Annotated in this window: 21 protein-coding genes; 13 read left to right on the top strand and 8 right to left on the bottom strand. The window is 73.7% G+C overall.

Annotated features, from left to right (window positions below; all coding sequences use genetic code 11):
• Window position 1 precedes the first annotated feature (1 nt).
• Entirely contained in the window at window positions 2-1,669 is a 1,668-nt protein-coding gene (locus tag IEZ20_RS11695; protein ID WP_229896019.1) for an alkaline phosphatase family protein, read from the bottom strand.
• 125 nt (window positions 1,670-1,794) lie between these two features.
• Window positions 1,795-3,483 carry an acyl-CoA synthetase gene (locus IEZ20_RS11690; RefSeq protein ID WP_189297317.1) on the bottom strand — a complete coding sequence of 563 codons (1,689 nt, stop codon included), beginning with the start codon at window positions 3,481-3,483 and terminating at the stop codon, window positions 1,795-1,797.
• A 189-nt stretch (window positions 3,484-3,672) separates the two neighbouring features.
• Here IEZ20_RS11690 and IEZ20_RS11685 point away from each other — a divergent pair, with 189 nt between their 5' ends.
• The 9 genes from IEZ20_RS11685 to IEZ20_RS11645 all read left to right on the top strand — a co-directional run bounded on the left by IEZ20_RS11685 (window position 3,673) and on the right by IEZ20_RS11645 (window position 12,820).
• Window positions 3,673-4,473: a crotonase/enoyl-CoA hydratase family protein gene (locus IEZ20_RS11685; protein ID WP_189297315.1), complete on the top strand. Its 801-nt coding sequence runs from the start codon at window positions 3,673-3,675 to the stop codon at window positions 4,471-4,473.
• A gap of 143 nt (window positions 4,474-4,616) precedes the next feature.
• The gene (locus tag IEZ20_RS11680; RefSeq protein ID WP_189297313.1) at window positions 4,617-5,558 is read left to right on the top strand and encodes a Zn-ribbon domain-containing OB-fold protein; all 942 of its coding nucleotides are present in this window, start codon (window positions 4,617-4,619) and stop codon (window positions 5,556-5,558) included.
• Window positions 5,555-6,625, top strand: coding sequence for a thiolase family protein (locus IEZ20_RS11675; protein WP_189297305.1), 1,071 nt, complete (start codon window positions 5,555-5,557; stop codon window positions 6,623-6,625). The genes IEZ20_RS11680 and IEZ20_RS11675 overlap by 4 nt, the downstream gene beginning before the upstream one ends.
• Window positions 6,622-7,788 carry a thiolase family protein gene (locus IEZ20_RS11670; RefSeq protein WP_189297303.1) on the top strand — a complete coding sequence of 389 codons (1,167 nt, stop codon included), beginning with the start codon at window positions 6,622-6,624 and terminating at the stop codon, window positions 7,786-7,788. The genes IEZ20_RS11675 and IEZ20_RS11670 overlap by 4 nt, the downstream gene beginning before the upstream one ends.
• Window positions 7,789-7,905: 117 nt before the next feature.
• Window positions 7,906-8,148, top strand: a complete 243-nt coding sequence (locus tag IEZ20_RS11665; protein WP_189297301.1) for a DUF397 domain-containing protein — start codon at window positions 7,906-7,908, stop codon at window positions 8,146-8,148.
• Between the two features lie 143 nt (window positions 8,149-8,291).
• Window positions 8,292-9,194, top strand: coding sequence for a universal stress protein (locus IEZ20_RS11660; protein ID WP_189297298.1), 903 nt, complete (start codon window positions 8,292-8,294; stop codon window positions 9,192-9,194).
• Window positions 9,195-9,383: 189 nt separating this feature from the next.
• Entirely contained in the window at window positions 9,384-10,643 is a 1,260-nt protein-coding gene (locus IEZ20_RS11655) for an extracellular catalytic domain type 1 short-chain-length polyhydroxyalkanoate depolymerase (RefSeq protein WP_189297297.1), read from the top strand.
• Window positions 10,644-10,784: 141 nt separating this feature from the next.
• On the top strand, window positions 10,785-12,236 hold the full coding sequence (locus IEZ20_RS11650) for a 3-hydroxybutyrate oligomer hydrolase family protein (RefSeq protein WP_189297295.1): 1,452 nt from the start codon (window positions 10,785-10,787) through the stop codon (window positions 12,234-12,236).
• Window positions 12,237-12,322: 86 nt separating this feature from the next.
• Window positions 12,323-12,820, top strand: a complete 498-nt coding sequence (locus IEZ20_RS11645) for a glycosyltransferase family protein (RefSeq protein WP_189297293.1) — start codon at window positions 12,323-12,325, stop codon at window positions 12,818-12,820.
• A 35-nt stretch (window positions 12,821-12,855) separates the two neighbouring features.
• On the opposite strand, the gene IEZ20_RS11640 is transcribed toward IEZ20_RS11645, so the two are convergent.
• Both IEZ20_RS11640 and IEZ20_RS11635 read right to left on the bottom strand, forming a co-directional pair.
• A complete protein-coding gene (locus IEZ20_RS11640; RefSeq protein WP_189297291.1) occupies window positions 12,856-14,826 on the bottom strand; it encodes an N-acetylmuramoyl-L-alanine amidase in 1,971 nt (656 codons plus the stop codon).
• A gap of 264 nt (window positions 14,827-15,090) precedes the next feature.
• The gene (locus IEZ20_RS11635) at window positions 15,091-16,236 is read right to left on the bottom strand and encodes an aminoglycoside phosphotransferase family protein (protein WP_189297289.1); all 1,146 of its coding nucleotides are present in this window, start codon (window positions 16,234-16,236) and stop codon (window positions 15,091-15,093) included.
• Window positions 16,237-16,524: 288 nt separating this feature from the next.
• Between IEZ20_RS11635 and IEZ20_RS11630 the strand changes: the two genes are divergently transcribed.
• A complete protein-coding gene (locus IEZ20_RS11630; RefSeq protein ID WP_189297286.1) occupies window positions 16,525-18,021 on the top strand; it encodes a DNA-binding protein NsdB in 1,497 nt (498 codons plus the stop codon).
• A 39-nt stretch (window positions 18,022-18,060) separates the two neighbouring features.
• On the opposite strand, the gene IEZ20_RS11625 is transcribed toward IEZ20_RS11630, so the two are convergent.
• Entirely contained in the window at window positions 18,061-19,503 is a 1,443-nt protein-coding gene (locus tag IEZ20_RS11625; protein WP_189297284.1) for a PP2C family protein-serine/threonine phosphatase, read from the bottom strand.
• 374 nt (window positions 19,504-19,877) lie between these two features.
• Here IEZ20_RS11625 and IEZ20_RS11620 point away from each other — a divergent pair, with 374 nt between their 5' ends.
• The gene (locus IEZ20_RS11620; RefSeq protein WP_189297282.1) at window positions 19,878-20,291 is read left to right on the top strand and encodes an SsgA family sporulation/cell division regulator; all 414 of its coding nucleotides are present in this window, start codon (window positions 19,878-19,880) and stop codon (window positions 20,289-20,291) included.
• An 18-nt stretch (window positions 20,292-20,309) separates the two neighbouring features.
• Here the strand turns inward: IEZ20_RS11620 and IEZ20_RS11615 are convergent, their stop codons facing one another.
• The gene (locus IEZ20_RS11615; protein WP_189297280.1) at window positions 20,310-21,335 is read right to left on the bottom strand and encodes a Gfo/Idh/MocA family protein; all 1,026 of its coding nucleotides are present in this window, start codon (window positions 21,333-21,335) and stop codon (window positions 20,310-20,312) included.
• An 80-nt stretch (window positions 21,336-21,415) separates the two neighbouring features.
• On the bottom strand, window positions 21,416-22,513 hold the full coding sequence (locus IEZ20_RS11610) for a baeRF3 domain-containing protein (protein WP_189297278.1): 1,098 nt from the start codon (window positions 22,511-22,513) through the stop codon (window positions 21,416-21,418).
• 167 nt (window positions 22,514-22,680) lie between these two features.
• Here IEZ20_RS11610 and IEZ20_RS11605 point away from each other — a divergent pair, with 167 nt between their 5' ends.
• Together IEZ20_RS11605 and asnB are read left to right on the top strand one after the other, a co-directional pair.
• Window positions 22,681-23,460 carry an alpha/beta fold hydrolase gene (locus IEZ20_RS11605; RefSeq protein WP_189297276.1) on the top strand — a complete coding sequence of 260 codons (780 nt, stop codon included), beginning with the start codon at window positions 22,681-22,683 and terminating at the stop codon, window positions 23,458-23,460.
• Between the two features lie 276 nt (window positions 23,461-23,736).
• Window positions 23,737-25,578, top strand: a complete 1,842-nt coding sequence (asnB, locus tag IEZ20_RS11600) for an asparagine synthase (glutamine-hydrolyzing) (protein WP_189297274.1) — start codon at window positions 23,737-23,739, stop codon at window positions 25,576-25,578.
• On the opposite strand, the gene IEZ20_RS11595 is transcribed toward asnB, so the two are convergent.
• Window positions 25,571-26,095, bottom strand: a complete 525-nt coding sequence (locus IEZ20_RS11595; protein WP_189297272.1) for a DUF4232 domain-containing protein — start codon at window positions 26,093-26,095, stop codon at window positions 25,571-25,573. The genes asnB and IEZ20_RS11595 overlap by 8 nt on opposite strands.
• Between the last annotated feature and the right edge of the window lie 104 nt (window positions 26,096-26,199).

The following is a 26,199-nucleotide window of genomic DNA, read 5'->3' as shown; positions in this document are numbered from 1 at the left end:
CTCAGCGCGGCGGCGGGCCGTACGCCCCAAGGAACCGGTCCCGGAACGCGTCCATCGGCCAGACGGGGGCGTCCGCGGCCGGCTTCAGGCCCTCGGTCCAGCCCCAGCCGGAGATCCGCTCCAGCACCTTCGGGTCGCGGGCGACGACCGTCACGGGCACGTCCTTTCGGGCGCCGCCCCCGGTGACCGCCGGAACGGGCTGGTGGTCGCCGAGGAAGACCAGGACGGTGCGCTCGTCGCCGTACCGCTGGAGGAACCCGATGACGCTGTGCAGCGAGTACGCGATCGCCTCCCGGTACCCGGCGCGCACGCCCTCCGGGTCCTTCCAGACCTCCTCGGCGTCCGTGCCGTCCTCGCGGATGCGGCGGAAGACCGAGCCGTCGCCGAGGCCGCGCCAGTCGGTCATGCGGGGCACCGGCGCCCACGGATGGTGGCTGGAGGTCAGGATGATCTCCGCCATCAGCGGACCCCGCCCCCGCCGCCCGAACTCCAGGCGCCTGAACGCCTCCAGGGTGAACTGGTCCGGCACCTGCGACCAGCCGAAGGCCGGGCCGCGGTAGCCGAGGCGGGCGCGGTCGTGGACGTGGTCCAGCCCGAAGAAGGCGCCCTCCGGCCAGGCCCGCCCCACCCCCGGCATGACGCCCACCGTCCGCCAGGCGCCGGCGGCGCGGAAGGCGCCGGTGAGGGTGGTCCGGTCGCTGGAGGTGAGGGTGCGGAACCGCTGCTGGTTGCTGATCCACAGCCCGGACAGGAAGGTCGCGTGGGCCAGCCAGCTGCCGCCGCCCGTCACCGGCGAGCGCAGCCAGCCGCTGCGCGCCCCGAACCCGGCCGCCCGCAGCGCCGCGGTGCCCTCCCGCAGGACCGCGCCGATCCGCGGGGCCGTCGCAGGATCCTCGACCGCCGAACGGCCGTAGCTCTCGACGAAGGTGAACAGCACGTCCTTGCCGCGCAGCCCGGTCAGCAGCCGGCCGGGCGGGGTGTGCGCGAAGGCGTCGTGGGCGGCCTCGCGCCGGAAGACCCGCGCGTCCGCGAGGGACGTACGGACCTGCCGGACGCGCTCGCCGACGAGGTCCGCGTCGACCGTGGCCGCCACCGGGACACCGCCGGTGTGCAGCCCGAGCGGGACACAGGTGGTCCAGGCGAGGGCCAGCGCCAGGGTGACGCGGGCCGCGCGCCGCCGGTGACGGGTCAGCGCGGTCGTCAGCCGGACCGCCGCCAGGGTGGTGAGGGCGAGGACGGCGAGCGCGAGGACGACGGCCCCGGCGGCGGCCAGCAGCTCGCCGCTCCGGCCGGACGTCTCCCGCAGGTAGTCCGCCGCGTTGCCCAGCAGCCCCCAGTCCAGCACCGGGTCGAACGGGCGCAGCAGCACCTCGTGAAAGCCCAGGTCGAGGCCCTTGAGCAGGGCGAGCAGCCCGGTCAGCAGGCCGCCGGCGGCGGCGCACACGGGCCGCGCCCGCGCCGGCAGCGCGAGCAGCAGGGCGGCGAGCGCGATGCCCTCGGCCGGCAGGCGCAGGAACGCGCCCGGGGAGAGACTGTCCAGCCGGTTGGGCAGCAACAGCGCGCCGAGCAGGAGGGCGGCGGCGAGCACGGTCGCGCAGGCGGCCGTACCGCGCCTGACCTGGACGCTCCGGCGGCCGGGCGGGGTGGCGTCCGGCGCCGGGCCAGGCATGAGGTGAGGCACCCGAGGTCCTTCCGTGCGGGCCGTCGGCCGTCACTGCGGGCCGGTGAACGACACGATCGTGCACACACGGTAATCACTCGCGGTGGCGCAGGCCGCCAGGAACACTTGCCCGGCTACGACCGGTCCGCCGCCACCGCCACCTCGCGTGCCCACCCGTAGTCGGCCTTGCCGCTCGGCGACCGCTGGATGACGTCGGTGATCACCAGCTGGCGGGGGACCTTGTACCCGGCCAGGCGGCTGCGGCAGTGGCTCTGGATGTCGGCGAGCGAGGGGCGTGGCGCTCCCGGGCGCAGCTGCACCACGGCCGCCACATGGTTGCCCCACCTGCTGTCCGGCACGCCGGCGACCAGCGCGTCGTACACGTCCGGGTGCGCCTTCAGTGCCTGCTCGACCTCCTCCGGGTACACCTTCTCGCCGCCCGTGTTGATGCACTGCGAGCCCCGGCCCAGGACGGTGACCACGCCGTCGGCGTCGACCGTCGCCATGTCGCCCAGCAGCACCCAGCGCTGCCCGTCCTTCTCGAAGAACGTCCCGGCTGTGGCCCCCGAGTCGTTGTAGTAGCCGAGCGGGACATGACCGCACTGCGCGACCCGGCCCACCTCGCCGGGAGCCACCGGCTCCCGAGTCGCCGGATCGACCACGGTCGTACGGGAGTTGACCCGGATCCGGAAACCGCGCTCGGGTCCGGCGTCCTCGGTCGCGGTGCCGTTGAAGCCGGACTCGGAGGAACCGAAGTTGTTCAGCAGCACCGCGTTCGGGAGCAGCTCGCGGAACTGCCGGCGCACCGTCTCCGACATGACCGCGCCCGACGACGAGACGCTGAACAGCGCCGAGCAGTCCGTGCCCTTCAACGGACCGGCGAGCGCGTCGACCAGCGGCCGGAGCATCGCGTCACCGACCAGCGACATGCTGGTGACCCGCTCCCGTTCGACGGTCCGCAGCACCTCCTCCGGCACGAACTTGCGGTGCAGCACGACACGTTGGCCGAAGTTGAAGCCGATGAACGCGGTGAGCGTCGACGTGCCGTGCATCAGTGGGGGAGTGGGGAAGAAGGTGATCCCGGCGCCGCCCGCGGCGACCCGCTGCGCCAGCTCCCGCGGTGCGTTCACCGGCTCCCCGGTCGGTGCCCCGCCGCCCAGTCCGGCGAAGAACAGGTCCTCCTGACGCCACATCACACCCTTGGGCATGCCCGTCGTGCCGCCGGTGTAGATGATGAACAGGTCGTCCCCGGAGCGCGCGGGGAAGCCCCGCCCGGGCGACCCGGCGGCCTCCGCCTCGGCGAAGGACACCGCTCCGGGCACCGCCTCCGCGGACGGCACCGCCCCGGTCACCGCCTCCGTCACCGCCTCCGCGGACGGCGCTGCGTTTGCGCCCGGGGCGCCCACCGAGCCCACCCGCAGCAGGTGCCGCAGCTTCGGCGCCCGCGGCAGCGCCCCCGCCACCCGGCCCTCGAACTCCGCGTCGAAGACCAGCGCGACCAGGTCGGCGTCCCGGTACAGATACACCAACTCGTCCTCGACGTAGCGGTAGTTGACGTTCACCGGGACGATCCTGGCCTTCAGGCAGCCCAGCACCGTCTGCAGGTACTCGACCCCGTTGTACAGGTGCAGGCCCAGGTGCTCGCCGGGGCGTACGCCGCTGTCGAGCAGGTGGTGCCCGATGCGGTTGGCGGCGGCGTCCAGCTCGGCGTAGGTCAGCCGGCGCTCCGCGCCCGTGCCGGGGTGGTCGAGGTACACGAGCGCCTCGCGGTCCGGGACCGCGTCGACGACCGACTCGAACAGGTCGGCAAGGTTGTACTCCACCGCTTCCTCCTGACCCCGGCACGTCCTGGCGACGAGAGGCGCATCCGTCGGTTCGCCGGTCATCAGAGCAAAGGGCGCCGCAACTGTGAAGGGTCCGCACCAACAAATCTGACTGACTGTCAGAAAACCCTTGAAGTGCCTCCCCGCCTCCTGCAACCTGTTCTCGTTCTGACCGAGGGGAGATGGCCCATGGGTGGGACCGAACACCTCACCGTGCGGCGGGAAGGCGCCACACTGGTGCTCACGCTCAACCGGCCCGACGCCAGGAACGCGCTCTCGCTGGCGATGCTCGTCGGCCTGTACGACGGCTGGCTGGAGGCCGACGCGGACGACACGGTCCGCTCGATCGTGCTCACCGGGGCCGGCGGCGCCTTCTGCGCCGGCATGGACCTCAAGGCGCTGGCCGGCGACGGCATGCAGGGGCAGCGGTACCGCGACCGGCTGAAGGCCGATCCCGACCTGCACTGGAAGGCGATGCTGCGCCACCACCGCCCCCGCAAACCGGTGATCGCCGCCGTCGAGGGGCACTGCGTCGCGGGCGGCACCGAGATCCTCCAGGGCACGGACATCCGGGTCGCGGGCGAGTCCGCGACCTTCGGCCTGTTCGAGGTCAGACGCGGCCTGTTCCCGATCGGCGGCTCCACCGTCCGCCTCCAGCGCCAGATCCCGCGCACCCACGCCCTGGAGATGCTGCTCACCGGACGCCCCTACAGCGCGCAGGAGGCTGCCCGTATCGGCCTGATCGGGCACGTCGTCCCCGAGGGCGGCGCCCTCGATGCGGCCCTGGAGATCGCCGACCGGATCAACGCCTGCGGTCCGCTGGCCGTGGAGGCCGTCAAAGCGTCGGTGTACGAGACCGCCGAGATGACCGAGACCGACGGCCTCGCCGCCGAACTCACCCGCGGCTGGCCCGTCTTCGACACCGCCGACGCCAGGGAAGGCGCCCGCGCCTTCGCGGAGAAGCGGCCCCCCGTCTACAGACGCGCGTGACGCTCCGCCGGGGCCGGCGGACGCCGTCCGCACCACCGCGGGCCGTCTCGGCCGGCCGCGCCCGCGCGGCGGAGCCACCCGTGTCACGGCCCCGCGCCCCGTACGGGGCGCGCCCCACCGCCGACCTCCCAAGGAGGCAGCCGATGCCAGACGTCCTCTCCGCCCCGCTCGTCGTGGAGTTCCCCTTCACCCGCTCCCTCGGCCCCGTCCAGAGCGCCTTCCTCACCGGCCTGCGCGAGCGCGTCCTCCTCGGTGTGCGGACGAACGACGGCCGCACCCTCGTCCCGCCCGTCGAGTACGACCCCGTCACCGCCGAGGAGATCCGCGACCTCGTCGAGGTCGCCCCCACCGGCACGGTCACCACCTGGGCCTGGAACCACGCACCCCGCCGCGGGCAGCCCCTCGACACGCCCTTCGCCTGGGTCCTGGTACGGCTCGACGGCGCCGACACCGCTCTCCTGCACGCCCTCGACGCCCCCGGCCCCGACGCCGTGCACACCGGAATGCGCGTCCGCGTGCGCTGGGCCGCGGAACGCTCCGGCGCCATCACCGACATCGCCTGCTTCGAGCCGTACGACGGCGAGGCGGCCCGGCCGACGGGCCACAGCGGCGCGTTCGCTGACGCGGTCAGCGGCGTCGTCGTCCCCGCCCGCCTCGACTACACCTACTCCCCGGGACGCGCCCAGTCCGACTACATCCGCGCCCTCGCCGAGCGGCGCACGGTCGGTGAACGCTGCCCCTCCTGCCGCAAGGTGTACGTCCCGCCGAGGGGTGCGTGCCCCACATGTGGTGTCGCCACAGCGGAACACGTCGAAGTGGGTCCCCGGGGCACAGTGACCACCTTCTGCATCGTCAACATCAAGGCGAAGAACCTCGACATCGAGGTGCCCTACGTCTACGCGCACATCGCCCTGGACGGCGCCGACCTGGCCCTGCACGCCCGCATCGGCGGTATCCCCTACGACCAGGTGCGCATGGGCCTGCGCGTCGAACCCGTGTGGACGGAAGGGACCCGCCACCCCGACCACTACCGGCCCACCGGCGAGCCCGACGCGGCGTACGACACCTACAAGGAGCTGCTGTGACCAGCGAGGAAGCCCCCGGCCCCCGGGACATCGCCGTCGTCGCCTTCGCCCAGACCGACCACCGGCGCTCCACCGCCGAGTCCTCCGAGGTCGAGATGCTCATGCCGGTCCTGCACGACGTCCTGGACCGGACCGGCCTGCGGACCTCCGACATCGGCTTCACCTGCTCCGGCTCCAGCGACTACCTCGCGGGCCGCGCCTTCTCCTTCACCCTCGCCCTCGACGGCGTCGGCGCCTGGCCGCCCATCTCCGAGTCGCACGTCGAGATGGACGGCGCCTGGGCGCTGTACGAGGCCTGGACCAAGCTGCTCACCGGCGACGCCGACACCGCGCTCGTCTACTCCTACGGAAAGTGCTCCCCCGGCTCCGTGCGGGACGTGCTCACCCGCCAGCTCGACCCGTACTACGTCGCCCCCCTGTGGCCCGACGCCATAGCCCTCGCCGCCCTCCAGGCCCAGGCCCTCATCGACGCCGGACACACCGACGAACCCGCGCTCGCCGCCGTCGCCGCCCGCAGCAGGTCCGACGCCGCCGCCAACCCCCACGCCCAACTGGCGGGCCGCGTACCGCAGGGCGACTACGTGGTACGGCCGCTGCGCACCGGCGACTGCCCGCCCGTCGGCGACGGCGCCGCCGCCGTGATCCTCGCGGCGGGGGAGCGGGCCCGCCGGCTGTGCGAGCGGCCCGCCTGGATCCGCGGCATCGACCACCGCATCGAGGCCCACGGCCTGGGCGTGCGCGACCTCACCGACTCGCCCTCCACCCGGCTCGCCGCCGAGAGGGCGGGCGCCTTCGAACGGCCCGTCGACACCGCCGAGCTGCACGCCCCGTTCAGCGCGCAGGAGGTGGTCCTGCGCCGGGCCCTGCGCCTGGACGACACCGTGCGCGTCAACCCCTCCGGCGGCGCGCTCGCCGCCAACCCCGTCATGGCCGCCGGACTCGTCCGCATCGGCGAGGCCGCCGCCCGCATCCACCGCGGCGCCTCCGACCGCGCCCTCGCCCACGCCACCTCCGGTCCCTGCCTCCAGCAGAACCTGGTCGCCGTCCTCGAAGGGGATCCACGATGAGCAAGGAACCCGTGGCCGTCGTCGGGATCGGCCAGACCAGGCACGTCGCCGCCCGCCGGGACGTGTCGATCGCCGGCCTCGTCCGCGAGGCCGCCCGGCGTGCCCTGGACGACGCGGCCCTGACGTGGGCCGACGTCGACGCCGTCGTCATCGGCAAGGCGCCCGACTTCTTCGAGGGCGTCATGATGCCCGAGCTCTACCTCGCCGACGCGCTGGGCGCCGTCGGCAAACCCGTGCTGCGGGTGCACACCGCCGGCTCCGTCGGCGGCTCCACCGCGCTGGTCGCCGCCAACCTGGTGGCCGCCCGCGTCCACGGCACGGTCCTCACCCTCGCCTTCGAAAAACAGTCCGAGTCCAACGCCATGTGGGGCCTGTCCCTGCCCATCCCCTTCCAGCAGCCCCTGCTCGCCGGAGCCGGAGGCTTCTTCGCCCCCCATGTGCGCGCGTACATGCGGCGCAGCGGCGCCCCCGACACCATCGGCGCCCTCGTCGCCTACAAGGACCGGCGCAACGCCCTGAAGAACCCCTACGCCCACCTCCACGAACACGACATCACCCTGGAAAAGGTGGTGGCGTCCCCCATGTTGTGGGACCCCATTCGCTACTCGGAGACCTGCCCGTCCTCCGACGGCGCCTGCGCCATGGTCCTCACCGACCGTGCCGGAGCCGCCCGCGCGCCCCGCCCGCCCGCCTGGGTGCTCGGCGGTGCCATGCGCAGCGAACCCACCCTGTTCGCCGGCAAGGACTTCGTCTCCCCGCGGGCCGGCCAGGACTGCGCCGCCGACGTCTACCGGCAGGCCGGCATCGCCGACCCCCGCCGGGACATCGACGCCGCCGAGATCTACGTGCCGTTCTCCTGGTACGAGCCCATGTGGCTGGAGAACCTGGGCTTCGCCGAAGAGGGCGAGGGCTGGAAGCTCACCGAGTCCGGCGCGACCGGACTCGACGGCGACCTGCCCGTCAACATGTCGGGCGGGGTGCTGTCCACCAACCCCATCGGCGCCTCCGGGATGATCCGCTTCGCCGAGGCCGCCCTCCAGGTGCGCGGCCAGGCCGGCGAACACCAGCTGGACCGGGCCCGCAGGGTGCTCGGACACGCCTACGGCGGCGGCTCGCAGTTCTTCTCCATGTGGCTCGTGGGCTCCGCGCCCCCCGACTCCTGACCGCCCGGCGGGGAAGGCCCGGCCCGGCTCCGGGAAGGTCGTCCCCGCGTGCCCTGTCCGCCGTGGCGACCGGTCGCTAGGCTGGCCCGCGGACGACGAACCGGGAGGAGCACGGACGTGGCCGAGAGCACCATCCAGCAGCAGCCGCTCGTGGGCTGGGACAAGCCGGAGCTGGACCTCAGCAGCGCACAGTGGCAGTCCAGCAGCCGAGGCCTGGGCGATGTCCAGATCGCCTTCGTCGAGGGCTTCGTCGCGATGCGCAACAGCCGCCGGCCGGAGAGCCCGTCCCTGATCTTCACCCCGGCCGAATGGGGCGCCTTCGTCTCCGGCGCGCGCGAGGGCGAGTTCGACCTCACCTGAACTCCAGGTGGTGCGACCTCACCTGAACCGGGAGTGTCGCGACCGGATCTCCGGACACGCGACCGGGAGTGCCCCGCGGGGGACCGGACCTGAGCGAGGCTGGCCCCAGCGGGGGAAGGCCGTGTTCCGGAGGTGAGGTGAGGATGAGCGCTGCGCCGGTCATCGCCGCGGTCGACGGGTCCGCCGACAGTCTGCGTGCCCTGGACTGGGCCCTGGACGCCGCCCGCCGCCGCGCGGCACCGCTGCGGGTGGTGCACGTACGGCAGTACGCCGCCTGGGGCCAGGCCGACGTCCTGGTCGCCGGGGAGCCCGACGCGGAGGGCGACCCGGTCCTCGACGAGGTGCGCGCCCGGCTCGCGGACCGTGCCGGGGACCAGGTGGTGGAGTACATCGCGCTGGAGGGCGTACCGGGGGCCGTCCTGCCCGAACTGGGCGGCGACGCCCAGCTGTTGGTGCTCGGTTCCCGGGGCCGCGGCGGCTTCGCCGGCCTGCTGCTCGGCTCCAACGGCCTCGCCGCCGCCCGGGACGCCGAGTGCCCGGTGGTGGTCGTCCCCCGGCCGGGCCGCGAGGTGCACGGCGAAGGGCCCGCCGAGCCCGGGCCCCGGGTGGTCGCCGGCCTGCACGCCGACAGCCCCGACGAGGGCGTCCTCTCCTTCGCCTGCGCCGAGGCCGCCCGGCGCGGCGCCCGGCTGCAGGTGATCGCCGCCTATCCGTGGCCGCTGCAGACCTGGTCCGCACCCGGCCAGATGGTCCCGCCGCCGGTCGGCCAGGACGCCGTGGAGCACGAGACCCGCGTCCTCGCCGACGGCTTCCTCGCCCCGCACCGGGAGCGCCACCCCGAGGTCCGCGCCTGTGTCGAGGCGCTGCCCGGCGACGCGGCCGGTCACCTGGTCGCCGCCTCCCAGGACGCCGACCTGGTCGTGGTCGGCCGGCACCGGCGGCGGCTGCTCGCCCCGGCCCGCATGATGGGCTCGGTCACCCAGGCGGTGCTGCTGCACGCGGCGAGCCCCGTCGCGGTGGTGCCGCCGGCCCCGCCGGAGGAGTGAGGACGGCACCGTGTAGCAGACCGCACGGCGGCCCGCAATCCGTCCGGGGCCGACCCGGACACCGACGGCTGTGGTGCCCGGCGCCATGGTCCCCGGACACACCCGAACCTATGGTTCCGCCACCCCGGTGCTCCAGCGCCGTCCCGCGCCGGAGCGGCCGGGACCCGTGTGTCCACCGAAGGAGCCGCCATGCCCCTGCCCGCGTCCCGCACGGCGCCCGGAGCGCCACCCCGCGCCCGCCTCCTGGTCCGCCTCCTCGCGGTCCTCGCCGTCGTCCTCGGCACCGCGCTCGCCGCCCCCGCACCCCAGGCCCGCGCCGCCGTCACGCTCACCCGGGTGACCGACTTCGGGACCAACCCGGGCGCCCTCACCATGTACGTCCACCGGCCGGCCACCCTGCCGGCCCACCCGCCGGTCGTGGTCGCCCTGCACGGCTGCACCCAGAGCGCGCAGGTCTACGCCGACAACTCCGGCCTCCCCCAGCTCGCCGACCAGGACGGCTTCCTGCTGGTCCTCGCCGAGACCTCCGCCGCGAACAACCCGAGCGGGTGCTTCAACTGGTTCCAGTCCGGCGACAACCGGCGCGGCCAGGGCGAGGCCCTGTCCGTCCGGCAGATGGTGAGCCACGCCGTCACCGCCTACGGCGCCGACCCCCGGCGCGTCTACGTCACCGGACTGTCCGCCGGCGGCGCCATGACCGCCGTCATGCTCGCCACCTACCCCGACGTGTTCTCGGCGGGCGCCGTCGTCGCCGGCCTGCCGTACGACTGCACCCGGGACAACAGCCCCTACACCTGCATGAACCCCGGCGTCGACCTGAGTCCGGCCGACTGGGCCCAGCGGGTGCGCGACGCCTCCCCCTCGTACACCGGCCCGTGGCCGCGCACCGCGATCTGGTACGGCGACCAGGACACCACCGTCGTACCGCGCAACGCCACCGAACTGCGCGACCAGTGGACGGCCCTGCACGGCCTGTCCCAGACGCCCACCCGGACCTCCTCCATCGGGCCCGACGCCACCCGGCAGGACCAGTACCTGGCCGCCGACGGCACGGTCGCCGTCGAGGTCGACCGGGTCCCGGGCATCGGGCACGGCACCCCGGTCGACCCCGGCACCGGCAGCGAACAGTGCGGCAGCACCGGTGCCCCGTACTTCCTCGACTCGATCTGCTCCAGCCGCTGGATCGCCCGGTTCTTCGGCCTGGACACCACCGGCCCCGGCGGACCCGGCGATCCCGGCCCCGGCGACCCGGGTGACGGCGGGACCGCCGCCTGCTGGACGGCGAGCAACTACGCCCAGGTGCAGGCCGGCCGGGCCACCACCAGCGGCGGCTCCACCTACGCCAAGGGATCCGGCCAGAACATGGGCCTGTACAACACGTTCGTCACCCACACCCTGAAGGAGTCACCCACGGGCTACTTCACCCTCGCCGACGCCGGCTGCCCCTGACGGGGGAGACTGGGCACCGACACCGCCGCCATGGTGGCCGACGCCCCCTAACGGGTCGTCATCATGGCGGCTGCACACATGTCCCGAGCCCCCACACCAGCCCTAACCTCCAGCGCGTCCCCAACCCGCCGGAGGAACCGCATGCTGCCCCACCCCAGCCCACCGCTCGTCCGCCGCCCACGGCCCGCCCGCCGTACCCGCCGCACCGCCCTGGGCGCGCTCACCCTCGCCGCCGCCTGCTCCCTCCTGGTCACGCCGCCCGCCACCGCGGCCCCCGCCGGCCCTGGGGCACCCGACGCCCACTGCGCCGGCAGCGCCCGGCTGCACGTCCCCGGTGCCGCCCGCCAGCAGGCCGACTGCCTGGACGAGCTGACCACCGCCGGGACCGTGGCCACCGGCCACACCGACCCGGCCGACTACGCGGGCCTCACCCCCAAGGACCTGCCCACCCCGACGGGCGTCCCCGGCATCCAGATCGACGGCTACTTCCCGGACGGCTCCACCACCAACACCAACCACGGCTGGCACCACGACGCACAGTTCGTCATCCGCCTGCCCGACCACTGGAACGGCGGCCTGGTGGTCGCCGGCACCCCGGGCAACCGCGAGCAGTACGCCAACGACCGGGCGATCGCCGACTGGGTGCTCGCCCGCGGCTACGCCTACGCCGCCACCGACAAGGGCAACACGGGAACCGCCTTCTTCCGCGACGGCCGCCGGCCCGGCGACGCCATCGCCGAGTGGAACACCCGTCTCACCCAACTCACCCGCGCCGCCCGCACCGTCGTCGCCCAGCGCTACCACCGGCCCCCGGCCCGCACCCTCGCCACCGGCCTGTCCAACGGCGGCTATCTGGTCCGCTGGCAACTGGAGAACCACCCCGAGCTGTACGACGGCGGAGTCGACTGGGAGGGCACCCTCTGGCGCGCCGACGGCCCCAACCCGCTCACCTCCCTGCCGGCCGCACTGCGCCACTACCCCGCCTACGCCGCCGGCGGACCCGGCGCCGCCGAGGCCCGGGCGGCACTGCACCGGGCCGGCTTCCCGGCGGGCTCCGAGTTCCTGTGGCCGTACCACCACCAGGTCTACTGGGACCTCACCCAGCGCATCTACCGCGAGGAACTCGACCCCGGCTACGACGGCGCCACCGAGGCGGGCACCCCGTTCTGCGCCTCCGGCACCCCCGGGTGCGACGCCGACTACGACTACGCGGCCCGCCCCGCCGCCGTCCACCGGGCGGTCGGCCGCATCGCCCTCACCGGACGCGTCGGCAAGCCCCTGATCACCCTCCAGGGCACCCTCGACGTGCTGCTGCCGATCAGCGAGGACTCCGACGTCTACGCCCGTATGGTCCACGAGGCCGGCCGCGGCTCCCTGCTGCGGTACTACCGCGTCGAGGACGGCACCCACACCGACGCGCTGGCCGACGCCTTCCCCGGCCGGCTCCGCCCGATGGTGCCCTGCCACCGTTCGGCCTTCGAGGCCCTGGAACGCTGGATCGCGGGGGACGCCGTCCCCCCGGCCGACCACACGGTCCCGCGCCCGCCCGACGCGGCTCCGGACACGCTGCTGACCAGCTGTCCCCTGAGCTGAGCGGGGGGCGAGCGGCGCCGACGAACCCGCACAAGATCGACCACCCCGTCACGGCACTTCCCGGGCAGCCCACGTACCATGGCCGCATGTCGTTCCTCCGCCGCCGCAGCGCGACCCCTGCCGGACCCGACTTCGACGTGCTGGCCATGGACCCGGGCGACTGGCCGGGCAACCTCGGCGCGGGCCTGCTGCCCGCCCCCGACGGCACCTGCCAGGGCGTCTTCCTGCGCTACGACCTGTTCGGCGGACGCGGCCCCGCCATGATCATCGGCAATCTGCCGGAGGGCTCCCCGGCCCGCGACGTCGCCGACGGGGAGATCCCCTTCGAGGTCGGCCAGCTGCTGCTGGCGCTGGAGAACGACGAGGAGGTCACCGTCGTCGGCGTCGAGGACACCCCGGTGCTCCAGGGCGACAACCTCCTGATCGTGCGGCGGCTGAAGCTCTCCGAGAGCCGGATCTCCTGCGTCCAGTTCGACCGCAGCGACGGCGTCCTGGTGACCATCGCCGCCTGGGACCGCCCCATCACCGACGACCTGTACGCCCTGCTGAAGCCGCTCCCGGCGGAGCTTTTCCAGCAGGGCTGAGAAGACACGGCAGGGCTGAGAAGCCGCGGCCCGGACTAGCGGGCGGCGGCTTCGAGCGTGACGTCCGCCGCCCGGACGAACCCGACCCGGTGGCCGTACTGGATCTCGTAGTACAGGTCCTCGCCCACCACGACCCGGTGTGAGTCGGGGGTGAAGGTGACCGCGTAGTAGTACTCGCCCGGCACCTCGTCACCGACCACGTACCGCTGCCCGGCGGGGATCGTGTACGGCAGCGGCACCACCGACTGCGCGGGGACGCCCGCCGGGTAGGCCTCCTTCTCCGGATAGGCGCGGCCGTAGACCGGGATGCTCGCCCGTCCCTCCCGAGGCGTCACCACGAGGCCCCGCGCGGGCACGGCGGCCGGATCCTTGAGCGGGTTGCGGAACCAGGCCTTCTGCCCCAGGTACCAGATGGCCGTCCAGTCGCCCCAGCGGTCGGCCACCGCGTAACTCTGGCCGGTGGAGACCCGCGAGGACAGATCGTTCACCCCGTCCGTCGGGTCCGTCCTCAGACCGATGTCCCTGACCAGCGGAGCGGTCTCGTCGTGGTCCGTGTACAGCCGCACCTCGCTGGAGCCGTGCGCCGCGCACGGCTCGCCCCTGGTGGTGCAGCCGGTGTAGACGGGCCGGTTGGAGGCGTAGTCCGGCAGCACCGTCACCACCCCGGAGCGGGGGCCGGCCGTGCGCCGGAACGGGTGGCCCAGCAGCTGGAAGTAGTGCCGCCAGTCCCAGTACGGGCCGGGGTCCGTGTGCATCCCCGGGACGGAGGACGCGGTCGGCCCGGGCACGTTGTCGTGGCCCAGGATGTGCTGCCGGTCCAGCGGGATGCCGTACGTCCGGGCCAGGTACCGCACCAGCCGGGCCGAGGACCGGTACATCGCCTCCGTGTACCAGGCGTCCGGTGCGGCGAGGAAGCCCTCGTGCTCGATGCCGACCGACTTGGCGTTGACGTACCAGTTGCCCGCGTGCCAGGCCACGTCCTTGGCCTTGACGTGCTGGGCGATCAAACCGTCGGTCGAGCGAATCGTGTAGTTCCACGACACATAGGTGGGGTCCTGGATCAGTTTCATGACCCCCTCCCAGGCGCCCTCCGTGTCATGGATGACGATGTACCTGATGCTCTGCGAGGCCGGGCGGTCGCCGAGGTCGTGGTTGCCGTAGTCGTTGTCGCCGAACTCCTCGTACGGCGCCGGGACCGACTCGCACGACACCGACTTCGGGCATTCGGTGCCGTCCGCCGGCAGCGTGCGCAGCCCGGCCCGCCGCAGCGGGGCGGTGTCGGCGGCCAGCTCCGGCTGCGCGGCCAGGGTCACCAGCTGACCGTCGTCCGTGGTGCGTTCCTCGCCGGTGCGCAGTACGTCGTACACGTCGTCGGCGTACGCGGCGGCGGTCGCCCTGTCGTCGGCGCCGGAGAAGGTGGCCACCGCGCCGTACCAGTCGGCCGGGTCGGTGCTCAGCGGCTCGCCCAGTTCCTTCTGCGCGGCGGCGAGCAGGGCGGCGCCGCCCGCCACGTTCGCCGCCGGGTCGGTGCGCAGTGCCCCGGCCGGGAGGCCGGACAGCTCCGCGGCCCTCGGCAGCGTCTTCAGCCGGGCCGGAAGCGCCGACTCGGCCGGCGCCTCGGCGGTGGGACGCAGCGCGGCCCGGGCGGAGTCGCCCCGGGCGTCCTCCGTCCCCTCGGCGAGGTGCTCCGTGGCGGCGATCGCGGTGCGGGCGTCGGTCAGGTGCATCGGGCCGTAGCCGCCGGTCACGCTCGGTGCGCCGCCATGGGCGTCCCAGCGGGACTGGAGGTAGGAGACGGCCAGCAGAACGCTCTGCGGGACGTGGTACTCGGCCGCCGCGGCGGCGAACGCCCGCTGCAGCCGGTGCGTGGAGGAGTCCGTGGCGGTGTGGGCCGGGGCCGCGCCGAGCAGGGGCAGCAGCAGGGCCGCGGAGGCGAGCGGGACGGCGGTTCGCCGCAGACGTCTGTGGCCGGGTGTGGATGTGGGGTCGGTGGCGGATCCTCGCAATGCGGCCTCCTGTGACGGGCGGAGCGTGGCGGGGCGTGCGGCGCCGAGCTGGGTCAGTGGTACCGGCTTGCCGACGATCCGTCAATGATGCCCACAGAGAGGTGATTTCCCACGTCACGGAGGGTTTCCGGCGAGTTTCGCGGTGGCGGTGCGCGGGCCTGCGGAGCGTCACTGGCATACACCAGTGGACACCCGCTCCGGCGGCGAACACGAAGGTCCGCGGTGCGCCGCCGCTCAGGGCGCACCGCGGAGCCGTCGTCCCCGTCAGCGAGTGCCGACCGCCGCGCGGACGGCCCTGCGGGCCATCTGGCAGTCGTCGTGCAGCCGCCTGAGCAGCAGCCGCTGTTCCTCGCCGGACGGCGCAGCACCCGGGTGGACCGCACCCGGTGCCGCCGGGGCCGCATCGTGCATCGAACGCTGCACGGCCGTCTCGTACGTACGGATCTCCCGGGTCAGCAGGAGCATCAGGTTCACCAGGAACGCGTCCCGGGAGGCCGGGCCCGCCGACTGGGCGATCTGGCTGATCTGCCGCCGGGCCACCGGCGCGTCCCCGAGGACCAGCCACAGCGTCGCCAGGTCGTACCCCGGCAGATACCAGCCCGCGTGCTCCCAGTCCACCAGCACTGGACCGGCCGGTGACAGAAGGATGTTCGAGAGCAGGGCGTCGCCGTGGCAGAACTGGAGCATGCCGTGCCGGCCCACCTCGTGGGCGATGCCGTGCAGCAGCTTCTGCAGGTCGCCGAGGTCCCGGTCGGTGAGCAGGCCCAGTTCGTGGTACCGGGAGATCCGTGCCGCGTAGTCCAGCGGCATGTCGAAGGTGCCCGCCGGGGGCCGCCAGGCGTTCACCCGGCAGATCGCGCCGAGCGCGGCCCGGATGTCCGCGCGGGGCGGCGCCTCGGTGGGGTGCCGCTGGAACGCCGCCGTCCGGCCCGGCATGCGCTCGATCACCAGCGTGCAGTTGTCCGGGTCCGCCGCGATCAGCCTCGGCACCCGGACCGGCGGCCGGTGCCGGACGAACGAGCGGTATGCGGCTATTTCCTGACGGCTCCGCTCCACCCAGGCCGGCGAGTGGTCCAGGAGACACTTGGCCACGGCCGTGCTGCGCCCCGTCGTCCCGACGAGAAGGACGGACCGTCCGCTGCGCCGCAGGACCTGCACCGGGGCGAACTCCGGGCAGATCCGGTGCACCGCGGCGAGCGCGGTGCGCAGCTGCGCGCCCTGGGGGCCGGACAGGTCCAGCCTCCCGCTGAGCGGCTGGGCCCCGGGCTGGCCGGGGATCCGCCGGGGGCGGCCCGCGACCGGTACGGGACCGCTCGGGCGCGCCGCCGGGTCGAGGTACGGCCCGCCGCCCGCCGGGCGGGGGCGCGGCGGACGGGGCGGGGCGGACACGGAGGACGATGCTGCGTACATGGGAAAACAGATCCCTTCGTGTGCCTGCGGTGCCTGCCTGTGCGTCTCACGCGCAACCCGTCCCGGCCGCCCGGGCACACCCTGGGGAATGTGCCCGGCAGATGCCGTCCTGTGCCGTCACGCGCCCTCGGGTGGAAGGCGGCGACCGGGTCGGGGTGGCGCGTTCCTACCTGACACCCGATGCCCAGTGGCACACCATCTGGCGGACCCTGGCGAACCCTGGCGAATAGTCGCCCGGCAACCTCCACCGGGCTACTGTCAACTCAGCCGAGAACCTGGGGGCTTGACGTGAGCGGACAACCCAACACCCGACTGGCGGACCTGTTCGGCCTGGCCGGCTGGTCGAAGGGCGAACTCGCGAGACTGGTCAACCGGCAGGCGGCGGCCATGGGCCACCCCCAGCTGGCGACCGACACCTCCCGGGTGCGGCGGTGGATCGACATGGGAGAGATCCCGCGCGATCCGGTGCCGCGGGTGCTGGCGGCTCTGTTCACCGAGCGTCTCGGCCGTGTCGTGACCATCGAGGACCTCGGTCTGGTGCGGCACGGGCGTGCGGGGAAGCGGCAGACCGACGGGATCGAGGAACATCCCGAAGGAGTGCCGTGGGCGCCCGAACGGACCGCCGCGGTCCTCACCGAATTCACGGGAATGGACCTCATGCTCAACCGACGCGGCTTGGTGGGCGCGGGCGCCGCGCTCGCCGCAGGATCCACACTCAGCAGCGCCATGTACGACTGGCTGCACACCGACCCGGCCCTGAAGGCCGACGCCCCTGTTCTCGACGACCCCCTGCACGCGGACCCCGCCGGGTTCGACCGCTACGAGGCCGCCCCCATCGGGTCTCAGGAGATCGAGGAACTGGAGCGCTCGGTCGAGGTGTTCCGCGCCTGGGACGCGGCCCGTGGCGGCGGGCTGCAGCGCAAGGCGGTCGTGGGACAGCTCAACGAGGTGGGCGGCATGCTCGCCTACCACCATCCACCCCATCTCCAGCGGCGCCTGTGGGGCGTCGCCGCCAACCTCGCCGTCCTCGCGGGCTGGATGTCGCACGACGTCGGCCTGGAGCCCACGGCGCAGAAGTACTTCGTCATCGCCGCCCACGCCGCCAGAGAGGGCGGGGACCGCCCACGCGCCGGTGAGGCGCTGTCGCGGGCGGCCCGGCAGATGGTGCACCTGGGCCGGCCGGACGACGCCCTGGACCTGATGAAGCTCGCCCAGTCCGGGGCCGGTGACCGCCTGCAGCCGCGGACGAAGGCGATGTTCCACACCATCGAGGCCTGGGCGCAGGCGTCGATGGGCAAGGGCCAGGCGATGCGGCGCACGCTCGGGCAGGCCGAGGACCTCTTCGTCTCCGACCGGCAGGACGTGGAACCGCCGGACTGGATGCAGACCTTCAAGGACGAGGACCTGTACGGCATGCAGGCGCTCGCCTACCGCACCCTGGCGGAGTTCGACCCGGGCGCGGCCGCGCACGCGCAGTACTACGCGGAGAAGGCCCTCGCCCTGCGCGTCGACGGCCGGGAGCGCTCGAAGATCTTCGACCATCTGTCCATGGCGTCGGCCTGCTTCATCGCCGACGACCCCGAACAGGCCGACCGCTACGCACGGCTGGCCCTGATGTCGATGGGGTCGAACTCCTCGCGCCGTACCTGGGACCGGCTGCGGCAGATGTACCGGCTGACCGCGGAGTACGCCGGCTATCCGAAGATCCACCAGCTGCGGGAGGAGATCAGGCTCGCCCTGCCCAAGCCGAGGCCCAGGACCGACGGCAACAGCGCACAGGCATAGGGGGCCTGTGCGCTGTCCGGCCCGACGGGTCGGCTGCCGTCACGCGGTGACCTTGGCGACGAGCACGCACGCGTCGTCCTCGCGCCCGGCCCCGCCGAACTCCTCGACGATCGTCCGCACACAGTCCTGCGCGGTGCGCGCCGTGCCGAACCGTGGGGCGAGGCCGAGCAGCCGGTCCTCAGCCGCTGTCCTGTCGTGGCCCGGCATCAGCCCGTCGGTGTACAGGAGGAGCAGGTCGCCCGGGTGCAGGGGGACGACGGACTGTCCGTAGACGGACCCCGAGGACGCGCCGAGGAGGACGCCGTCCGGTGCGCTCAGCGGGCGCCCCGTCCCGTCGCGGTACAGCAGCGGGGCGGGGTGTCCTGCCTGCGCCCACACCAGCGTGCGGTCCTCCGGCTGGTAGCGGCAGCAGACGGCGCTGCCGAGGGCGGGTTGCACGGTGGTGTCGAGTAACTGGTTGAGCAGGGTGAGCAGGTGACCGGGCTCCGCGCCGGACAGCGCCATGCCGCGTACGGCGCCGAGCAGCATGGCCATGCCGGAGGCGACGGCCACGCCCTGCCCGGTGAGGTCGCCGACGGTGAGCAGGGTCTGGCCGTCGGACAGCTCCAGCGCGTCGTACCAGTCCCCGCCGATCAGTGTGGGGGCGGCGGCCGGGAGACGGTGGGCGGCCAGGTCCAGCGCGGCCGGTCCCTGGTGCGGGAGCCGCAGGGAGCCGCGCCATGGCGGTAGCACGGCTTCCTGCAGCTCTGCCGCGATCCGGTGCTCGGTCTGCTCCTGCCGGCGGTGGCGGTGCAGCGAGTCACGGGTCTCGCACACCGTCCGCTGGCTGCGGCGCAGTTCGCTGACGTCGCGCAGCACGGCCCACATGGAGGTCGTGCCGCCGTCGGCGCCGAGCACCGGTTCGCCCATCATGTGCACGGTCCGCACGGAGGCGTCGGGCCGTACGACACGGAACTCGCCGTCGATCGGCTTGGCGTCGACCAGGCAGTCCGTGACCATCGCGGTCAGCTTGGGCCGGTCCTCCTCCAGGACCAGGCTGGGGAGCTCGTCCAGGGTGAGGGCGGGGCGGGCCGGGTCGAGGCCGAGGATCTGGTACAGCTCCCCGGACCAGGTGGCCTCGTCGGTCAGCAGGTTCCACTCGGCGCTGCCGACGCGGCTGAGCAGTGAGCCGCTCGGGGTGTCGGCCGGTGCGGTCCGTTCGCCGGCCGACCCGGCGGACGGACCGCCCGGTTCGGCGGGGGCGGGGGAGGGGCCGTCCCGCAACTGCGCCAAATGGGCGTCGAGGTCGTCCAGTTGGTGCGCGGCGAGGTCGTACAGGGCGCGCTGCCAGCGTTCCTCGGGGTCCGTTCCGTCGCTCCGGGTGTCCCGCCGTACGGCGTCCACGTCACCCTTGAGCCGCCGTGCCTGCGTTATCAGCGCCTCGACCGAGCCGCGCCCGGGCGGCTGGGCGGCTGGGCGGTCCGCGGAGACTGGGGACGGCATGACGCACTCCGATGGGGGACGAAACGGCGGGGACGAAACGGCGGGACGAAAGGGCGGGGACGGCGGGGGACCGCTACGACTGTTGCACAGCCCGCGACGCGCTGTAAGGGATTTGGCAACACACGATACGGTGGTGCTTCTGGCATATGCCAGAGTCTTCCCGGGGTGTTCCGAACGGACGAATGACGTACGCGCGACGGCGGCCAAGTCGTAGGCCGCTTACGCGAGTTGAGTCAGTCGGGCGGCCCACGGCCCGGTGCTCACGCGTGTGTTCGTCGCTTCTCTGTTCCATGATGCCGCGCGGCGGCCGGTACCCGTCGAACTCTGACCGGAATTGGCGCCATGCGCGCGGCCCTCGCGGACTCCTAAAGGGCATGGACATCACCGTCGAACAGCTCGCCGAAGCCCGGCTCGTCACCGCCCAGGACCGGGAGGTCACGGTGCCTGCCACGCTGCGCTACAACGCCGACGACCCCCTCGCCGTGTTCGTGGACTTTCCCGCCGAGGCCGCGCTGCACGGCGAGGAGGTCACCTGGACCTTCGCGCGCACCCTGCTCGACCAGGGGCTGCGGGCCCCCGCCGGCCACGGCGACGTGCAGATATGGCCGTACGGCCGGAACCGCACGGTCGTGGAGTTCCACTCGCCGCACGGCATGGCCCTGCTGCTCTTCCCGGCCTCGGCGCTGCGGTGCTTCCTGGTGCGCACGTACGCGGTGGTGGCGTGCGGGCAGGAGGACGTGGCCGGGGTGGTGGAGCGGGGGCTGAGCGCGCTGTTCGGCGGCGTGTGAGCGGCACGTGGAGGCGCGTCAGCGGCTGACGGACGCGTACAGCTCCGGGCGCGGCGCGAGGTCGACGGCCACCCGGCGGCCCGTTTCGAGTGACCGCACCCCCGCCTCCGCGACGGCGGAGGCCGCGTAGCCGTCCCAGACGTCCGGGCCGGTGACCTCGCCGCGGCGGGCCGCGTCGACCCACGCCTGCACCTCACGGTCGTAGGCGTCGGCGAAGCGGACGAGATAGTCCTGGGCCACCTCCTCGCGGGCGGTGCCCGCGGTGGTGACCACCATGGTGTGCCCGTCGCCGATCCGGGCGCTGCCCGCCTCGCACACGGCCTCGCAGCGCACCTGGTAGCCGAAACCGCAGTTGACGAAGACCTCCACGTCCACCAGGGCGCCCCGCTCGGTCTCGAACAGCACGAACTGCGGGTCCAGCAGGCCCTCGGGCGCGCCCGGGGACGGTGTGGGCCGCAGCACGGTGACCGCCGTCAGCTCCTGCCCGAGCAGCCAGCGGGCCGCGTCGATCTCGTGCGAGACCGAGCTGTTGACCAGCATGGCGCTGGTGAAGCCGGCGGGGGAGGAGACGTTGCGGTGCGTGCAGTGCAGCATCAGGGGCCGGCCGAGGCCGCCGCCGTCCAGCAGGGCCTTCAGCCGCCGGTACTCGGCGTCGTAGCGGCGCATGAAGCCGATCTGGGCCAGCCGGCGGCCGACGCGTGCCTCGGCCTCCACGACCCGCAGCGCACCCGCGGAGTCCGGAACCATGGGCTTCTCGCACAGCACCGGCAGCCGGCGGGCGAAGGCGGCGAGCAGCGCCTCCTCGTGCGCGGGTCCCGGGGAGGCGATCAGGACCGCCGCGACACCGGGCGCGTCCAGCGCGGCCACGGGGTCCGTGTGCACGGCGACCCCGGCCAGGCCGGCCGCGGCCTGCTCCGCCCGGTCGGGGTCGGGATCGGCCACCGCGGCGACCCTGGCTCCGCTGACCACTCGGTCGAGACGCCGTATGTGATCGGCCCCCATGTGTCCGGCACCCAGCACCGCCACACCCAGCAGGTCACCCATGTACGCGCTCCCTCACGCCGACGATCACGCCGTAGCGTACGCCGACGCGAGGGAGCCGCCGGGGCGGTGTTCCCCCGGGGTCAGTACCGCAGCACTCCGGCGATCCCGGCCGCGTCGCCGAGCGCGCCGTCGGGCACGAAGCGGACCTCGGCACCGGTCTCCAGGCACTGCTCGACGATCTCGTCCACGATGTCGTCGCGGGCGTCCAGGTCACCGGGGTCGGCCGGCACCAGGTGCTCGCCCAGCTCGCGGACCGTGGTCCGGAAGTTCTCCTCCACGGCCAGCAGCCGGACCCGGCCCTCGCGGGCGCTCTGCCACAGTTCGTCCAGCCCGGCCGCGTACGTCCGGTGACCGCGCGCCGAGGTCAGCTCCTCGACCACGGCCGTGGTGTCCTTGCGGGACTCCTCCGCGAGCACCGGCCGCAGCGCCTGCCAGACGGCTTCGGGGCCGGCGTGTCCGAGTCCGCCGTGCGGGACGTGGACGGCCGCCTTGGCGACGCTGCCGACCTCGTCCAGCAGGGACAGGGCCGCCTGGTCGCCCATGACGTACAGCGGCCGGGGCTGCTCGCGCAGGACCGTGCTCATGGCGCTGTCCGCCTCGCGCAGGAACTGGCGGGTGCTCTCGTCGCTGAACGTGCTCGGCAGGCCGCCCGTGCGCATCTGGCGCTCGGGGTCGAAGTTCACCTGCCGGCGCTCCAGCGGGAAGCCGCCCGAGCGGTCCAGCACGACGCGCTCCTCGCCGCCGCCGCTCCACAGGGTGACGCGGTCGGCGGAGACCGACAGCACCCAGAAGGGCCGCTCGGCGGCCTGCGCGGCCACCAGGTTGCGGGTGAGGAAGGTATCGGACAGCACCACCCGCTCGGGGACGGCGCGCGCCAGGGACCAGACCTGGTGCTCACCGGGGGCGGCGAAGATGACCAGGCCGTCCTCGGCATGCGCCAGGTCCACCTCCGCCAGCGCCCGGTCGAGCTGCGCGACCACCTCGTTGCGCCGCTCGCGGGTGATGGCGGGATCGGCCTCCAGACGTCGGCGGGCCTCGGTGACCACGTTGCGCAGCCGGACGGGATCCTGGCCGTTCTCGGGTTCCCGGCGGTGCGTCGGGGTCAGCACGGACACCGCGGGATACGGGCGCGGGCGCCGCAGTTCGGCGAGGGTCGCGGGACTCAGTGCGTGCTCCATGACACGACGATAGGGCCGATTCACCTGTACGGCATTCGGGGTAATCCGGGCCCCGGTCACGCCGCTGCCCCCGCCGAAGTCACCGTCCGGTCGCCGGTGACGCGGGGCCCGGCGGCCGGTTACCGTACCGGTCAGTAACCGGACCGTGCCGCACCCCAGGAGGCCCCATGCCCCAGCTCGACGTCGACGGAGCGAGACTGGCGTACGACGACGAGGGTCCCCGCGACGCGGCGGACGCACCCCTGGTGTTCGTGCACGGCTGGACCGCGAACCGGCACCGCTGGGACCACCAGACGGCGCACTTCTCCGCACGGCGCCGGGTGATCCGGCTGGACCTGCGCGGGCACGGCGAGAGCACCGGGGCGGGGGTGCCCACCATCGCCCACCTCGCGGCGGACGTCGTCGCCCTCCTCGACCACCTCGGGGTGGAGCGGTGTGCCCTCGTCGGCCACTCGATGGGCGGGATGGTCGCGCAGACCGTCACCCTCGCGCACCCGGAGCGGGTGGAGCGGATGGTGCTGGTCAACTCCATCGGCCGGATGACCTACAGCCGCGGCCGGGGCCTGCTGATGGCCGCCTCCACCCTGGTGCCCTTCAGGCTGTTCGTGGCCGCCAACATCCAGCGGGCCTTCGCCCCGGGCTACCCGCGCGAGGAGATCCGGAAGCACGTCCGGGCCTCCGCCGCCACCCCACGCGAGGTCGTCATGACGCTCTACGGAGCGATGCGGGCCTTCGACGTCCTGGACCGGGCCGGGGAGATCTCCGTGCCGACCCTGATGGTGCACGGCTACCACGACGTCCAGCTGCCGGTGCGGCAGATGCTCCGGCTGGCCAAGGCCTGTCCCGACGCGGTCGTCCGCGTCCTGGACGCGGGCCACGAGCTGCCACTGGAGAAGCCGGCCGAACTCACCGGGGCGCTCGACTCGTTTCTGACCGCGAAGCCGTAACACACCCGTAACTTGAGGAAGTCTTTGCCCGTGGCCGGTTCCTGTCGCCCTCGGCGCGTCAGCAGGCCGGTCCGGGGATTTTGCTGAGGCAAAAAGAGGCCGAAATCGTGGGGCGGCCGCCCGGAGCGTGTTGCGGCCGCGTTGACGCGCCAGGGTGCCTGACGGAGGCTCGTCATATAGGTGCTCGATACAACTGGTTTGCCGGCCGGTCTTCCGTCACCACGAAACCGCAGGTGGGGGAGGGCTCACCGGGCAGCCGGAGGCAGGAGGTAGCGCATGTGCGGCATCACCGGATGGGTCTCCTTCGACCGCGACCTGACGACCGAGGCCACCACCTTGCATGCGATGACCGAGACGATGGCCTGCCGGGGCCCGGACGACCGCGGCACCTGGGCCGAGGGCCCCGCCGCCCTGGGCCACCGCCGGCTCGCCATCATCGACCTGCCCGGCGGCCGGCAGCCGATGACCGTGGGCACCCCCGAGGGCACCGTCGCCCTCGTCTACTCCGGGGAGGCCTACAACTTCACCGAGCTGCGCCGCGAACTGACCGACCGGGGACACCGGTTCACCACCGACTCCGACACCGAGGTCGTCCTGCACGGCTATCTGGAGTGGGGGGACGCGGTCGCCGAACGGCTCAACGGCATGTACGCGTTCGCCGTGTGGGACGGCCGGTACGACAAACTGGTGATGATCCGCGACCGCATGGGCATCAAGCCCTTCTACTACTACCCGACAGCCGACGGCGTCCTGTTCGGCTCCGAACCGAAGGCGATCCTCGCCAACCCGCTGGCCCGGCCCCGCGTCACCCTGGACGGCCTGCGCGAACTGTTCGTCATGGTCAAGACGCCCGGACACGCCGTCTGGGACGGCATGCGCGAGGTGGAGCCCGGCACGGTCGTCACCGTCGACCGGTCCGGCCTGTCCACCCGGGTCTACTGGCGCCTGGAGACCCGCCCGCACACCGACGACCGCGACACCACCATCGCCACCGTGCGTACGCTCCTCGACGACATCGTGCGCCGCCAGCTCGTCGCCGACGTGCCGCGCTGCACCCTGCTCTCCGGCGGGCTCGACTCCTCCGCCATGACCGCGCTCGCCGCCCGCCAGCTCGCCGTGCACGGCGAGAAGGTACGCAGCTTCGCCGTCGACTTCGCCGGGCAGGCCGAGAACTTCGTCGCCGACGAACTCCGCGGCACCCCCGACACCCCCTTCGTGCACGACGTCGCCCGGCTCGCCGGCACCGACCACCAGGACATCGTGCTCGACGCCGAGGCCCTCGCCGACCCCGCCGTGCGCGCCCAGGTGATCCGGGCCCGCGACCTGCCCTCGGGCCTCGGCGACATGGACAGCTCGCTGCTGCTGCTCTTCCGCGCCATCCGGGAGAAGTCCACGGTGGCCCTGTCCGGCGAGTCCGCCGACGAGGTCTTCGGCGGCTACCTCCAGTTCTTCGACGAGGAGGCGCGCCGCGCCGACACCTTCCCGTGGCTGGCGATGATGGGCCGCCACTTCGGCGAGGACGCCGGTGTGGTGCGCGCCGACCTCGCCAAGTCCCTCGACCTGGAGGCCTACATCGCCGACGGCTACCGCACCGCCGTCGCCGGCATCGACCGGCTGGACGGCGAGAGCGACTTCGAGTACCGGATGCGCCGGATCAGCCACCTGCACCTGACCCGCTTCGTGCGCATGCTGCTCGACCGCAAGGACCGGATGAGCATGGCCGTCGGCCTGGAGGTCCGGGTGCCGTTCTGCGACCACCGGCTGGTCGAGTACGTCTACAACGCCCCGTGGGCGCTGAAGTCGTTCGACGGCCGGGAGAAGAGCCTGCTGCGGGAGGCGGCGGCGGACGTCCTGCCGCGCTCGGTGTACGACCGCGTCAAGAGCCCCTACCCGTCCACGCAGGATCCGCGGTACGCACGCGCCCTCCAGGAGCAGACCAGGGAGCTGCTCGCCAGGCCCGCCCACCCCGTCTTCGACCTGGTCGACCGGGACCGGGTGCGCGCCGCCGCCGAGCGCGAGACGCCGGTCAGCACCCAGGCGGCCCGGCGCGATCTGGAACGCACCCTGGACCTGGCGGGGTGGCTGGACCTCTACTCGCCCGAGCTGGTCCTCAGCTGAGCCCGATGGCGCGGTCCGCGGCCGCCGCGGACCGCTGCCACCACGTCGTCACCGGTTCCCACACCAGGACCCGCCGGCCGGCGCCGAGCCGCGCGGCGGTGAAGGAGCGGCCCCAGTGCGCGGCCGAGGCCGCCACGGTGACCGCGTCGACCCGGCGGGCCTCGGGGTCGCGCGGGTCCTTGATGGTCCGGACGGCGGCGTAGGCGGTGCCGCGCACCGCGAGCCGGTACGTCCCCGTGCCGCCCTCCGGCACGGGCAGCGCCGCCCCGTCCAGGTCCCCGAAGGTGACCGTGGGCACGCGGTCGACGACGCACGCGCGCGTGCCGTGGTTGGTGACGCTGACCCGCAGCACGGCCGGGTGGCCGGGCACGGCCTTCGCCCGCACCGTCAGCGCCTTCTCGGCGCAGCGGGCGGTCCGGTCGGGCCCGGCGGCGGCCTGGCTCTGCGGCGCGGTGAGCAGCAGGCCCGCCACGGCGGCGGAGGCGGCGGGTACGGCGATGGTGGCGCGGATGCGCATGACGGGGTCCCCCTGTCGCGGTCACGTACGGGATACGGCGGCCTGGGCGCGCCGTGCCCAGTCTGACGACCGGGGTGACCGGAAGGTTGCCCCGGTTCGCGGCT

This window comes from Streptomyces cinerochromogenes (assembly GCF_014648635.1).
Lineage (GTDB): Bacteria > Actinomycetota > Actinomycetes > Streptomycetales > Streptomycetaceae > Streptomyces > Streptomyces cinerochromogenes.
The sequence above is the reverse complement of the archived record's forward strand: the minus strand, read 5'-3'. Positions and strand labels throughout refer to the sequence as shown.